The organism is Spongiactinospora gelatinilytica (assembly GCF_003236385.1).
GTDB lineage: Bacteria > Actinomycetota > Actinomycetes > Streptosporangiales > Streptosporangiaceae > Spongiactinospora > Spongiactinospora gelatinilytica.
This window is the reverse complement of sequence record NZ_POUA01000236.1, coordinates 1-12,281: the sequence shown is the minus strand read 5'-3', so window position 1 is coordinate 12,281 and position 12,281 is coordinate 1. Positions and strand designations below refer to the sequence as shown.

The 12,281-nt window shown below is 71.9% G+C and carries 14 protein-coding genes; 7 read left to right on the top strand and 7 right to left on the bottom strand.

Going from position 1 to position 12,281, the window contains the following annotated elements; genetic code table 11:
• The 3 genes from C1I98_RS25620 to C1I98_RS25610 all read left to right on the top strand — a co-directional run.
• Positions 1-692 (top strand): sigma-70 family RNA polymerase sigma factor (locus tag C1I98_RS25620; protein WP_306461917.1); only part of this gene is annotated, 692 nt, incomplete at its 5' end.
• Positions 693-881: 189 nt separating this feature from the next.
• On the top strand, positions 882-1,679 hold the full coding sequence (locus C1I98_RS25615) for a DUF5667 domain-containing protein (protein WP_146607621.1): 798 nt from the start codon (positions 882-884) through the stop codon (positions 1,677-1,679).
• A gap of 190 nt (positions 1,680-1,869) precedes the next feature.
• On the top strand, positions 1,870-2,733 hold the full coding sequence (locus C1I98_RS25610; protein WP_111169981.1) for an HAD family hydrolase: 864 nt from the start codon (positions 1,870-1,872) through the stop codon (positions 2,731-2,733).
• Positions 2,734-2,758: 25 nt separating this feature from the next.
• Here the strand turns inward: C1I98_RS25610 and C1I98_RS25605 are convergent, their stop codons facing one another.
• The 6 genes from C1I98_RS25605 to C1I98_RS25580 form a co-directional block, all read right to left on the bottom strand.
• Entirely contained in the window at positions 2,759-3,673 is a 915-nt protein-coding gene (locus C1I98_RS25605; protein WP_111169980.1) for a lysophospholipid acyltransferase family protein, read from the bottom strand.
• A complete protein-coding gene (locus C1I98_RS25600; RefSeq protein WP_111169979.1) occupies positions 3,670-4,701 on the bottom strand; it encodes an NAD-dependent epimerase/dehydratase family protein in 1,032 nt (343 codons plus the stop codon). The genes C1I98_RS25605 and C1I98_RS25600 overlap by 4 nt, the downstream gene beginning before the upstream one ends.
• A 21-nt stretch (positions 4,702-4,722) precedes the next feature.
• Positions 4,723-4,821 carry a 30S ribosomal protein bS22 gene (locus C1I98_RS25595; RefSeq protein ID WP_018654693.1) on the bottom strand — a complete coding sequence of 33 codons (99 nt, stop codon included), beginning with the start codon at positions 4,819-4,821 and terminating at the stop codon, positions 4,723-4,725.
• Between the two features lie 182 nt (positions 4,822-5,003).
• Positions 5,004-5,207 (bottom strand): helix-turn-helix domain-containing protein, encoded by a 204-nt coding sequence (locus tag C1I98_RS25590; protein WP_012887307.1) that lies wholly within the window; start codon positions 5,205-5,207, stop codon positions 5,004-5,006.
• Positions 5,208-5,528: 321 nt separating this feature from the next.
• Positions 5,529-6,320: a phosphatase gene (locus C1I98_RS25585; protein WP_111169984.1), complete on the bottom strand. Its 792-nt coding sequence runs from the start codon at positions 6,318-6,320 to the stop codon at positions 5,529-5,531.
• Between the two features lie 15 nt (positions 6,321-6,335).
• Positions 6,336-7,508, bottom strand: coding sequence for an acetoin utilization protein AcuC (locus C1I98_RS25580; RefSeq protein WP_111169978.1), 1,173 nt, complete (start codon positions 7,506-7,508; stop codon positions 6,336-6,338).
• Between the two features lie 128 nt (positions 7,509-7,636).
• Between C1I98_RS25580 and C1I98_RS25575 the strand changes: the two genes are divergently transcribed.
• From C1I98_RS25575 to C1I98_RS25560, 4 genes are all read left to right on the top strand, one after another.
• On the top strand, positions 7,637-8,842 hold the full coding sequence (locus C1I98_RS25575; protein ID WP_111169977.1) for a sensor histidine kinase: 1,206 nt from the start codon (positions 7,637-7,639) through the stop codon (positions 8,840-8,842).
• Complete coding sequence (locus tag C1I98_RS25570; RefSeq protein ID WP_111169976.1) at positions 8,817-9,479, top strand: response regulator; 663 nt, start codon at positions 8,817-8,819, stop codon at positions 9,477-9,479. The genes C1I98_RS25575 and C1I98_RS25570 overlap by 26 nt, the downstream gene beginning before the upstream one ends.
• Positions 9,480-9,585: 106 nt before the next feature.
• Positions 9,586-10,485 (top strand): ABC transporter ATP-binding protein, encoded by a 900-nt coding sequence (locus C1I98_RS25565; protein WP_111169975.1) that lies wholly within the window; start codon positions 9,586-9,588, stop codon positions 10,483-10,485.
• Positions 10,482-11,225, top strand: a complete 744-nt coding sequence (locus C1I98_RS25560) for an ABC transporter permease (protein ID WP_111169974.1) — start codon at positions 10,482-10,484, stop codon at positions 11,223-11,225. Before C1I98_RS25565 ends, C1I98_RS25560 begins: the two co-directional genes overlap by 4 nt.
• A 7-nt stretch (positions 11,226-11,232) precedes the next feature.
• Here the strand turns inward: C1I98_RS25560 and C1I98_RS25555 are convergent.
• A partial coding sequence (locus C1I98_RS25555) for a LuxR C-terminal-related transcriptional regulator (protein ID WP_233508171.1) occupies positions 11,233-12,281 on the bottom strand: 1,049 nt, incomplete at its 5' end.

Here is a 12,281-nt window from a genome sequence, read left to right as displayed (position 1 = left end):
GGGATCGACCCCCTTCCCCCCAGGGATACCGGATGCCGAATACGTGGCCGTTCGCCGGGCTTTCCCCGCCACCTAGGGCGGGGATGTCACAAAGCGCACGGGCGGGCGAGTTCGCAGTACGTCAGGATGTGGCGGCTCCAGGGGACGACGACCTCCGGGCCCTGGTTCTGCGTGCCAAGACCGGAGACGCCGACGCCTTCGGAACGCTCTATGACCGATACGTGGACCTCGTCTACCGCTACATCTACTTCCGCGTCGGCTCACATCCACTCGCCGAAGACCTCACCAGCGAGACGTTTCTGCGCGCACTCCGCCGTATCGCGCACTTCACCTGGCAGGGACGCGACTTCGGCGCCTGGCTGGTGACGATCGCCCGCAATCTGGTCACCGACCATTTCAAATCGGGGCGTTACCGGATGGAGGTGTCCACGGCGGAAGTGCTCGACATCCCGTTGGACGGCCCGCACATCCCCGAGAACGCGGTTGTCACGGCGATGGTCAACGAAAGGGTTCTGCGCGCGGTACGGGACCTCAAGCCGGAGCAGCAGGAGTGCGTGGTGCTGCGCTTCCTGCACGGCATGTCGCTGGCGGAGACCGCACTGGTGATGGGCAAGAAGAGCGGGGCGATCAAGGCCCTGCAGTTCCGCGCGACCCGCGCGCTGGCCCGCGCGCTGCGGGCGGACCTCACCTGAAAGAACCTGAAAGAACCTGAAAGAACCTGGAGAAACCTGAAGGAGCCGCCGACGGGCCGGGCGGTCACCGACAGGTACGGCGGGCGGTCCCCACAGGTGCCCTGGAAACGGAACGTAACCTGTCGTACCGGCCCATCGTTAGGCAAGTGACACCGATGGATCATCGCTCGGGGGCGGCAGGGAGCGTTCATGCGTAAGTGGCGACCCCGGTGGTGGCGCCCCGCCACCACCCGGCGTACCCAAACCCGCCTGGCCGAACGATTGTCGAAGATCGGCATTCAGGAGGAGGCGGGTCCCCGCGAGGAGTTCCGCGCCAAGCTGCGGGCGGACCTGCTCACGGCGTACGCCGAGGACGCCTCCTGCCCGCCTCCCGAACCGGCGGAGACCATCGCGCCCACCGCCGGTCAGGCGGACATCGTGCGCGGGCGGCCGCGCCGCTCCAGGCGCTGCCGCCGGGCGGGCCGGGCCGGCGGCCGGTCCAGGGGGCATCGGCGAGTGGCGGTGTTCTCGCAGCTCACGGCCGTCGGTGTGGCGTTCACACTCACCGTGACCGGGCTGGTGGCCTACCGCGCGGTGCCGGGCGACACGCTGTATCCGCTGAAGCGGGCGGCGGAGTCCACCATGGTCGGGCTGAGCACGGACGAGCGGGAACGGGCGCAGCGCAAGCTGCGGACGGCCGAGGAACGGGCCGCGGAGGTCGCCAGACTGCTCGGCACGCCCGGACGGGTCGATCTGGTGGAGAAGACGATCCGGGACATGGACCGGGCCACCCGGTCGGCGGTGTGCGAGCTGGGCAGGGTCAAGCGCAAGGACACCAAGGAAGAAGAGGAACCGACGCTGCGGCGGTTCGCCGAAAAACAGCACCAGGTGGTGGACCCGATGCTGCAGAAGATGGACGCGCAGACGCAGCGCCAGGCGAGCGGCTACCTCGACTACATCGACGGCCTCGCCGCCCCCGAGACGACCTCCGCCACGACCGGCGACTGAACCCCCGGCCGGCGAGTGAACCCGCGACCGAACGGCGCTACGCGGCGCTGAGGGGCCGCTGGACGACCGACAAGACACCCTCTCGGCCGACACGCCGGGACGGCCCGTATACGCGGTGGAATCGGCGTGTCATACGCCGCTAACGCGACGGACCGGTCATGGTCCCCCAGGACGGTTAAGCTGATGGATTATGAGGCGGCTACTACGACGGCGGCAGGAGCCCAGGCTCGCGGGCGAGGTGGCCGCGGCCGCCGCCGTGAGCATGCCGGTCGCCGAGCCCGACCCCACCGCGGCGGCGTTCTTCGACGTCGACAACACGATGATGCGCGGGGCCTCGATCTACCACTTCGCCCGCGGGCTGGCCGGGCGCGGCCTGTTCACCACCAAAGACCTGCTGCGGTTCGCGGTGGGCCAGGCGATCTTCCGGGTGCGCGGCAACGAGAACGCCGACCACATCACCGAGGCCAAGGAGACCGCGCTGGCCTTCGTAGCGGGGCTCAAGGTCGATGACGTGGTCCAGCTCGGCGAGGAGATCTACGACGAGGTGATGGCCGACCGCATCTGGGCGGGCACCAGGGCGCTCGCGCAGAGCCACCTCGACGCCGGCCAGCGGGTGTGGCTGGTCACCGCGACGCCGGTGGAGCTGGCCAGCGTGATCGCCCAGCGGCTCGGGCTGACCGGCGCGCTCGGCACCGTGGCCGAGACCGAGAACGGCGCCTACACCGGGCGGCTGGTCGGCGACCTCTTGCACGGCCCGGCCAAGGCCGAGGCGGTGCGCGCGCTGGCCCGCAAGGAGGGGCTCGACCTCACCCGCTGCTCGGCCTACAGCGACTCGGCCAACGACCTGCCGCTGCTCTCACTGGTCGGCAACGCCTCCGCGGTCAACCCGGACGGCGAGCTGCGCGAGCACGCCCGGCACCACGGGTGGACGATCCACGACTACCGCACGGGCCGCAAGGCCACCATGATCGGGCTGCCCATCGCCGCCGCGGCGGGCGCGCTCGCGGGCGGCGTGGCCGCCGCCATCGCCCTGCGCCGCCACTACCGCTCCTGAGAGACCCGGCCCGGAGAGAGCCGGCTCAAAACAGCGGCGGGAAGGCGGGGCCGCGGCGCAGCCGCAGGTCGTCCAGGCGCTGCTGGATGATCTCGCGCACATGGTCGGTGAAGTTGAACACCGTGGCCGGATCGTCGGCCGCGTCCGGGTCGCACTCGTCGGTGCGTACCGGCTCCCCGAACTCGATCATCCACTTGGACGGCAGCGGGATCAGCCCCAGCGGCCCCAGCCACGGGAACAGCGGCGTCACCGGGAGGTAGGGCAGGCCCAGCGCCCGCGCCAGTGTCCGCAGCTCGCCGATCTTCGGGTAGATCTCCTCCGCCCCGACGATCGCGCACGGAATGATCGGCACCCCGGCCCGGATGGCCGACGCCACGAACCCCCCGCGCCCGAACCGCTGGAGCTTGTACCGGTCGCGGAACGGCTTGCCGACCCCCTTGAAGCCCTCGGGGAAGACCCCCACCAGCTCGCCCTTGCGCAGCAGCCGGTCGGCGTCCTCGCGGCAGGCGAGGGTGTGCCCGGTCTTGCGGGACAGATGCCCGAGGACCGGAAGCTCGTAGACGAGGTCCGCGCCGAGCAGCCGTACCGGCCGGTGCGCCTCGTCGTGCATGGCGACCTGGAGCATCAGCGCGTCCACAGGGACGGTGCCGGAGTGGTTGGCCACCACCAGCGCGCCGCCTTCGGCGGGGACGTTGTCCAGGCCCAGCGTCTCGACCCTGAACCAGTGCCGGTAGAGGGGGCGCAGCAGCTCCAGCAGCACCTTGTCGGTCAGCTCGTGGTCGAACCCGAACTCGTCGATCTCGTACTCGCCGGCGAGCCGCCTGCGCACGAAGTCGAGGAGCTCGATCAGCCGATCGTCACCGGGCGGGGCCGAACCGGCACGCCCGCGGGCCGCCGCGTCGATGGGGACCACCGTCGCGTAGGACTCGTCGTGGCTCATCGGCCGAATTCCTCCTCGATCCGGCCGATCAGCGCGGCCAGCGGCCCGCCGTCCGCGTCGCGGCCGAGTGAGCGCAGAAAGTCGTCGAACGCCGCCGCCGTGGTGAACTTGGGCTTCCAGCCCAGCTCGTCGGCCAGGCGGGTGGTGTCGACCGCGCGGCCATGGCACATCAGCCGGATCTGCTCGGGCGAGAAGTCGGCGAGGCCGACCCGCCCGGCCAGCTCGCCGAGCACGCCGAAGGCCGGCGACGGAAGCGGCATCGTGGGCCGCCCGGCGCGGCGCACGCACTGCGAGAGCAGCAGCACGCCGTCCCCGGCCACGTTGAACGTGCCGGGGCGATCCTCCATCGTGACGCGGCGCAGCACTTCCACGCCGTCGTCCACGTGGACGAACTGCAGGCGGGGGTCGAATCCCAGCACGGTGGGCAGCACCGGCCGGCCGAAGTAGCGGGTGAGCGGAGAATCGACCCCCGGCCCCATGAAGTCGGCGAAGCGCAGCGTGGTGACGGTCACGTCGGGCCGCCGCCTGGCGAAGCCCCGCACGTAGCCCTCGACCTCCACCGCGTCCTTCGCGAATCCGTGACTGGGGGTCTCGGGAGGCTCCGCGTCCTCGGTGAAGACGGCGGGGTCGCGGGCGGAGGAGCCGTAGACCTCGGTGGTCGAGCGCACCACGACCCGGCGGATCAGCGGGGACCGCTGACAGGCGCCGAGGAGCTGCATGGTGCCGATCACGTTGTGTTCCTTCATGAGGGCCCTGGGAGCGCTCATGAGGTCGACGTGGACCACGGTGTCGATGTCGGCCGCCGCGATCACCTGTGCGATGTCGGGGCTGCGCAGATCGACCCTGACGAACTCGGTACGGCCGAGCGGCACGCCGCCGGGCGCGGGACCGCCGTCACGCGCCGGCGTCGGCGGTGGAACGGTGTCCACGCCGATCACCCGGGAGATCCCCGGGTCGGACGCGAGAACGCTCGCCACTCGGGCGCCGATATGCCTGGCGACCCCGGTGACGAGCACGGTACGGGTCATCGGCGCCTCGCAGGTCCGCTGCTACTTCTTGTTACGCCGCTGGATACGGGTCTTCTTGAGCAGCTTGCGGTGCTTCTTCTTGGCCATGCGCTTACGGCGCTTCTTGATGACAGAGCCCACGGGACCCCCAGGTCTTGGTAGATGCTGGTTCGGTGTGCTGAGCAGCACACCGAGTCAACAGCCTACCGGCGATCCACGGTAGATCGCCCCTGGGGGAGCCCCGGGAGACTGCACTCGCGGCGTGACCGCGCTCGCCGGCGCACGCCGCTACTCGATGAGACGCCGGGCACCGCCCGGCCGCCTCAGCCCGCCTCGATGTAGGCGTCTCTCAGATAATCGTGGACCGCCTGCTCAGGGACCCGGAAAGAGCGGCCGACCCGGATGGCCGGCAGCTCGCCCGAGTGTACGAGCCGGTACACAGTCATCTTGGACACCCGCATGACGGTGGCCACCTCCGCCACCGTCAGGAACTTCACCTCGCTGAGAGGTCTTTCACCTGCACCCATCGGACGCCTCTTCCGCACGTGTATCCGGGTTATCCCCACTGGTGCCATTGCTCACGCACGTGTACTGCCGTCAGCGTAAGGCGGGACTCCGAGTGCGCAAACCCCCTAGTCCATCAGTCTTCGAAGCCCTGTGTCAGTCGAATCGCCGAAAACGCAGGCCAGCGGGCTGACCGCACCCTCGCCGTGCTCTTGGAACGGAACAACTGTCTACCCATAAGAGTCGCCCACGATCATGAAAAAGTTGGCAAACGAGGCCCGCGCGACTCGGAATGCAGGCGCGAAAAACTGGTATAAGGAGGGCCGAATCCACTCCAACGGGACTCAGAGGGCCTGCGTGACCCTCGAGACGAGGTATGCCGTGAGGGGCCGGTAGTACCTCGGGAGGACGTTGTCGTCGAGCGGCACCGCCACCGCGATCTTGCCCTCCGCCTCGCCGAGGAACAGCGCCGGATCGTTGCAGTCGGCGAACCCGACGGTCGGGTGGCCCGCCTCCCCGGCCGCGCCCGCCCAGCCGTGGTCGGCGATCACCAGGTCGGGGCGCTCGCCGTTCAGGCTGCCGAGCATCGCCTCCATCGGCGCGGAGTCGTGGGTGTGGACGAATCCGCCATGGTCGTCCAGCATGGCCACGCCGTCCAGGTAGCGGACCCGCCGGGTGCGGCGGCCGTGGTAGGCCGGTGAGTAGGCCCAGCCCTCGCCGGGAGTGAGCAGCTTGGCGCCGTGCCGTACGGCGAACCGGGCGAGCGACAGGTGGACGGTGAGCAGCCCGGTCGGGTGCCCGGTGGCGAACAGCAGCCGGGGCCGCCCGCCGGCCAGTGCGGCGCCGATCCGCGCGCCCATCTCGTCCAGGGCGTCGATGGTGCGGTCGGGGTCGATGGTGTCCTGGCCGGCCCGGTGCGCCGGGTCCGGGCTCACCCCGGCGGACTTGGCCATCAGCGCCAGCACGTCGCGGTAGCCCCACGGCTGGGCGAAGGTCAGGCCGAGCTGGTAGTAGGGATCGCGCTCGGCCAGCGACCTGTAGTGGTCGAGGTTGTTCTCGCGGCTGGTGGCGACGTCGCCCGCGATCTTGGTGGCGATCAGATGGTCACGAAGCTCGGATCGACTCGGGGGTGTCAGCTCGTCCACGGGCACTCACAGCAGCACATCAAGGCCGTGTGCGGGGAACACGGCGTTCCGGGCCGAGACAATGGCCCGGTCAACAGGGTCTTCTGGATCATAACCGTGGGAGAAGTGGCGAAATTCCGGAATGCGGTCATCTGTCATGGTCAACGGGGGCAGCTCGCCGGTACGTTCCGCGGCCAGCTCGCGCCACGCCTCCGGCGTCTTGGTGTCCGGGTCCAGCGGATGGCCGGACGCCTCGGCGATCAGATGCGTCCAGGCCCGCGGCACCACCTGGACCAGCTCGTACCCGCCGCCTCCGGTGGCCACCCACCGGCCGCCCGCCGTCTCGTGGGCCAGCCGGTGCAGCTCCTGGTAGGCGGCCCGCTGGCCGTCCAGGCTGAGCGTCAGGTGGGCGAGCGGGTCGAGCGCGTGGCCGTCGCAGCCGTGCTGGGTGACCAGGACCTCCGGCCGGAACTGCGCGAGCAGCGGCGGCACCACCGCGTGGAAGGCGCGCAGCCAGCCCGCGTCGCCGCAGCCCGCGGGCAGCGGGACGTTGACGGCGGTGCCCTCCGCCTCCCCCGCCCCGGTCTCCTGCGGGAAGCCGGTGCCGGGGAAGAGCGTGCGCGGGCTTTCGTGCAGGCTGATCGTCAGGACCCGGGGGTCGTCGTAGAACATCGCCTGCACACCGTCGCCGTGGTGGACGTCGACGTCCACGTACGCGATCCGGGTCGCGCCCTGGGAGAGCAGCCAGGCGATGGCGAGGGCCGGGTCGTTGTAGACGCAGAAGCCGCTGGCGCAGGCGGGCATCGCGTGGTGCAGGCCGCCCGCCACGTTGAGCGCGTGCTCGGCCGCGCCGGTCCACACCGCGCGGGCCGCGGCCAGGCTCGCCCCGGCGATCAGCGCCGACGCCTCGTGGACCCCGGCGAAGGCCGGGTTGTCGCTGGTACCGAGCCCCGCCGCCAGGTCGGGACGGCCGTCCCGGGAGACCCGCCGGACGGCCGCGATGTAGTCGCGGGAGTGAATCAGCGCCAGCTCGTCATCGGTGGCGGGGGCGCATCCGGTCTGCTCGACCCTGGCCAGTACGCCCAGCTCGCGGGCCAGCGCCATGGTCAGCTCGACGCGCACGGGGGCCAGCGGATGGCCGGGCCCGAAGTTGTAGGAAGTGAGTGCGTCGTCCCAGACGACCCGCACCGACCTGCTCATTCGCGTTGCTCCGCTCGACGGCTCCGGCGTCGGCGGCCCGGCGCGTACGGCTGCGCCGCGCGGTCCCGCCCTCTGGCCGACGGTATCGCACGCGCTCGCGCACGCCGCGCGTGCCGTACCGTCGAACCATGCGAATCCCGGGCGTACGGCCTGTTTGGCGTATCCTGCGTCGCCCGCGCGTCCAGGACCGGCTGCTGACCATCGCCGTGGCCCTCCCCGGCCTCTACGCGCTGCCCGCGAGCTTCATCGTCCCCGTCGCCTCCCCTGCCGTGCGGGCCGACGCCGCGGCCGTGGTCCTCGGCGCGCTCGCCCTCCTCGCACGGCGGAGCAGACCCCTCCTGGTCGCCCTCACCACCGTCGCCCTCGACATCACAACGGCCCTGTTCACCCCGTTCAGCGTCGCCGAACCGGCCTCGCTGGTCGCCTTCTACACCCTCGGCCGGTACACCCCCGCCAGACTCGCCTGGCTTACCGCCCTGGCCACCGCGATCGCCGAAGGCTTCGCCATGTGGGCCACCAAGGGCAGCGCCAACCAGGTGGGCAACGGCCTCATGCTGCTGCTCGCGGTCGGGGTGGGGCACTTCTTCCGGCTCAGGTACGAGCTGCGCGAGCGCCGCGAGCTGCACGCGGCGGAGAACGCGGTCCGCGCCGAACGGCGGCGCATCGCCAGGGAACTGCACGATGTCGTGGCCCACCACATCAGCGTGATCAACGTGCTGGTCGGCGCCGGGCGTACCACCATGGCCACCGACCCCGCGCGGGCGCAGGAGGTGCTGGTCACCGCCGAACGCACGGCCCGCGAGGCGATGTCGGAGATGCGCGAGCTGCTGCACGTGCTGCGCGCCGAGGACGACAAGGAGCCGGAAGACCACTCCGGAGTGGGCGCGGCCGAGGTCGCCACGCTGGTCGAGCAGGCCCGCGCGGCCGGGCTTCCCGCCGCGCTCACCATCGAGGGCGAGCCCGCGCCGCTGCCCGCCGCCGTGGACCACGCCGTCTACCGGATCGTCCAGGAGTCGCTGACCAACACCCGCAAGCACGCCCCCGGGGCCCGCGCGAGCGTCCACCTGATCTACGAGGAGGAGGCGGTCGCCGTGGAGGTCCTGGACGACGGCACGAGCTGGACGCCCGGCGGCAGGGACGCCACGGGCGCGGGCTACGGCCTGAGCGGCATGGCCGAACGCGTCGCGCTGTGCGGGGGCCAGTTGCAGACGGGCCCCCGCCCGCGTGGAGGATTTCGGGTACACGCCCGCATGCCGGTGCCCGGCCACGCGGCGCAGCCGCCCCCGAACCCCGAACGGAGGTCGAGCGTTGATCAACGTGCTGCTCGCGGATGACCAGGCCCTGGTCCGCACCGGATTCGGCATGATCGTCGGCGCCCAGCCGGACATGACGGTGGCCGGGGAGGCCGCCGACGGCCAGGAGGCGGTACGGCTGAGCGGCGTGCTGCGACCGGACGTGGTGCTCATGGACGTCCACATGCCGGGCATGGACGGCGTGGCCGCCACCGAGCGGATCGTCACCGAGCATCCGGACGTCCGGGTGCTCGCGCTCAGCACGTTCGACCTCGACGAGTACGTCGTGGCGATGCTCCGCGCCGGGGCGTCCGGGTTCCTGCCCAAGGACATCTTTCCCGAGGAGCTGGTGGAGGGCGTCCGGATCGTGCACCGGGGCGAGTCGGCGGTCGCACCCCGGCTGCTGACCCGGCTGATCGGCACGTTCGTCCGCGCCGCGCGCCCGCGCGCCACCCCGCGAGACGGCCTGCTCGGCGCGCTCACCGACCGCGAACGCGAGGTCCTGACGCTGATCGGGAGCGGCCGGTCCAACACCGAGATCGCCGGCGACCTCGGGCTCTCCCCCTCCACCGTGAAGAACCACGTGACCAGCCTGTTCGCCAAGCTCGGGGTGCGCGACCGGGCCCAGGCGGTGATCGTCGCCTACGAGACGGGCCTCGTACGCCCGTCCGGTGCCTGACTAGGACCCTGCTCCCACCCGGGACCGGCGATCGCCCCCGGCTCCCATCCCGGAGACCGTGCCCGCGGACGACGATTTCCCGGCGTTCCGCGGCGACGCTTGAGACATGATCACCGCAGAGGACCTCACCAAGAGGTACCGTTCCACGCTCGCCGTGGACGGGCTGTCCTTCACCGTGGAAAGCGGCCGGGTGACCGGTTTCCTCGGTCCGAACGGGGCCGGAAAATCCACCACGATGCGCATGATGCTGGGCCTGGACCGGCCGACCGGCGGCGTGGCGCGCATCGACGGCGTGCCGTACGCCGAGCTGCGCCACCCGCTGCGCAAGGTGGGCGCGCTCCTGGACGCCAAGGCCGTGCACGGCGGCCGCACGGCGCGCGACCACCTGCTCCAGCTCGCCCAGAGCAACGGCCTGCCCGCCTCCCGGGTCGGCGAGGTGCTGGAGAAGGTCGGGCTCACCGAGGTGGCCCGGCGGCGCGTGGGCGGCTTCTCGCTCGGCATGGCGCAGCGGCTCGGCATCGCCGGGGCGCTGCTCGGCGACCCCGAGATCCTGATCTTCGACGAGCCGGTGAACGGGCTCGACCCCGAGGGCATCCTGTGGATCCGCACGCTGATGCGCGGGCTCGCCGCCGAAGGGCGCACGGTGTTCGTCTCCAGCCACCTGATGAGCGAGATGGCCCAGACCGCCGACCACCTGATCGTGATCGGCAGGGGCAGGCTGATCGCGGACACCACGGTGTCGGAGTTCATCTCACGCAGCGCGCAGCGGTACGTCCGGGTCCGTTCGCCGCAGTTGCGCAGCCTGGCCGCCCTGCTGAACGGCGCGGCCACCGGCCTTTCCGGCGACCACCTGCGGGTGCCCGGCAGGACGACCGAGGAGATCGGCGAGGCCGCCGCGGCGGCCGGCATCCCCCTGCACGAACTGACCATGGTCGAACCCAGCTTGGAGAGCGCCTACATGGAACTGACCCAGGACAGCGTGGAGTACACGGCGGTGGCGTCGTGATCGACGTGATGCGCTCGGAATGGACCAAGTTCCGCTCGGTGCGCTCGACCATGTGGTCGATGGCCACCGTCGTGGTGGTGATGGTCGGCTTTTCGATCCTGAACAGCAAGATCTCGCTCGACATGATCGATAAGGAGCCGCTGGGCGATCCCGCGGCGCTCAGCATGGCCGGGGCCCAGTTCGCCACCCTGGTGGTCGCCGCGCTGGGCGTACTGGTGATCAGCGGGGAGTACCGGACGGGGATGATCCGCACCAGCCTGCTGGCGGTGCCGCGGCGGGGGCGGATGCTGGCCGCCAAGGTCATCGTGTTCACCCTCGCGGTGCTGGCCCTGATGCTGGTGACCACGCTGGTGTCGTTCTTCGCCGGGCAGCTCGTCCTCGGCGAGCACGGCGTCGCCCTGACCGAGGGCGACAGCCTGCGGATCGTGCTCGGCTCCGCCCTCTACATCACCGCCACCGGGCTGTTCGGGCTGGCCGTCGGCACCGTCATCCGGCACACCGCGGGCGGCATCGTGGCCATCACCGTCCTGCTGCTGATCCTGCCCCAGCTCGCCACCGTCCTGCCCGGCGAGGCCGGTGCGCAGGTGATGAAGTACATCACCAGCACCGCCGGGATGCGGATCATGTCGCCGGCGAGCGACGCCCTGCTCCCGCCCTGGACCGGCTTCGGCGTCTACCTGCTGTGGGTGGCGGCGGCCATGGCCCTGGCGCTGACGCTGCTGCGGCGCAGAGACGCCTGAGTTGCGGCTACAGCAACCCGGCGCGCGAGGCGTGGGCGACGGCGGCCTTGCGGGTCGGCTCGCCCAGGCGGGACAGGATGTTGGCGAGGTGCCGCTTGACGGTGTGCTCGCTCAGCGTCAGGCGGCCGGCGATGTCCCGGTTGGTGAGGCCGAGGGCCACCAGGCCCAGGATCTCCCGCTGCCGCGTGGTCAGGCCGGGCTCGGGTCTTCGGTGCGCTCTGGCCAGCAGGCGCGCCGCGCGGCGGGCTTCTGCGGGGGCGCCCAGCCGCACGAAGGTCTCCCGGGCCGTGGCCGCCTCCCCGGCCGCGGCCTGCGGCCGGTCCCTGGCCAGCAGCGCCGCCGCCAGGTCGAGCCGGGCGCGGGCGGCGTTGTAGGCGTCGCCGGCCCGCTCGAACAACGCGGCGGCGCGCCGCAGCCCGCAGTCGGGATCCTCACCCGCGCCACCGTCCGGAGAGGCGCGCAGGGCCGTGCCGTCGTCCGTGCGGCCGTCCGGGGAGGTGTGCAGGGTCGTGAGTGCGGCCGCCCAGGCCGCGGAGGCGCGTACCGCGTCGGTGCCGACCGTGCCGGCCAGGCGGGAAAGCTCCCGGGCGGCCTCGCGGACCCGGCTCGCGCCGGCGGCGGGCCCGAGGGCCGTGGCCGCGCGGACGAGCAGTTCCAGCGCGCGGCAGCGTTCCAGGCTCGCGCCCGGGGGCAGCGCGCCGAGCAGCGGCCCGGCCAGGTCGAGCGCGCCGGCCGGGTCTCCCTCGTCGAGCCGCAGCTCGGCGAGGCCCAACCGGCCGTCGGGCGTGGCGTCCGCGCGGCCGAACAGTTCGGCGGCCTCCTCCCTTCGCCCCTGGCGGCGGCGCAGTTCGCCGAGCTGGGCGACGGCCTCCGCCGCGTACTGCGGCCGCAGGCCGGACAGCGCCCGCGCCGCCCCGGTCAGCTCGGCCTCCGCCTCGGCCCACCGGCCCCGCCAGAGCAGGGCCGTGCCGTAGTGCGTACGGCAGCGCGCGAACGGCCGGCCCAGGTCCAGCCGGCGGCAGAACGCCATCACCCGCCCCGACCACTCCTCGGCCC

What these genes read in the sequence shown, in the direction of transcription:
- C1I98_RS25580 (WP_111169978.1), bottom strand. Translation starts at nt 7,508, where the DNA reads ATGAGCAGGTCGGTGCGGGTCGTCTGGGACGACGCACTCACTTCCTAC.
- C1I98_RS25590 (WP_012887307.1), bottom strand. Translation starts at nt 5,207, where the DNA reads ATGGGTGCAGGTGAAAGACCTCTCAGCGAGGTGAAGTTCCTGACGGTG.
- C1I98_RS25575 (WP_111169977.1), top strand. Translation starts at nt 7,637, where the DNA reads ATGCGAATCCCGGGCGTACGGCCTGTTTGGCGTATCCTGCGTCGCCCG.
- C1I98_RS25605 (WP_111169980.1), bottom strand. Translation starts at nt 3,673, where the DNA reads ATGAGCCACGACGAGTCCTACGCGACGGTGGTCCCCATCGACGCGGCG.
- C1I98_RS25565 (WP_111169975.1), top strand. Translation starts at nt 9,586, where the DNA reads ATGATCACCGCAGAGGACCTCACCAAGAGGTACCGTTCCACGCTCGCC.
- C1I98_RS25615 (WP_146607621.1), top strand. Translation starts at nt 882, where the DNA reads ATGCGTAAGTGGCGACCCCGGTGGTGGCGCCCCGCCACCACCCGGCGT.
- C1I98_RS25600 (WP_111169979.1), bottom strand. Translation starts at nt 4,701, where the DNA reads ATGACCCGTACCGTGCTCGTCACCGGGGTCGCCAGGCATATCGGCGCC.
- C1I98_RS25610 (WP_111169981.1), top strand. Translation starts at nt 1,870, where the DNA reads ATGAGGCGGCTACTACGACGGCGGCAGGAGCCCAGGCTCGCGGGCGAG.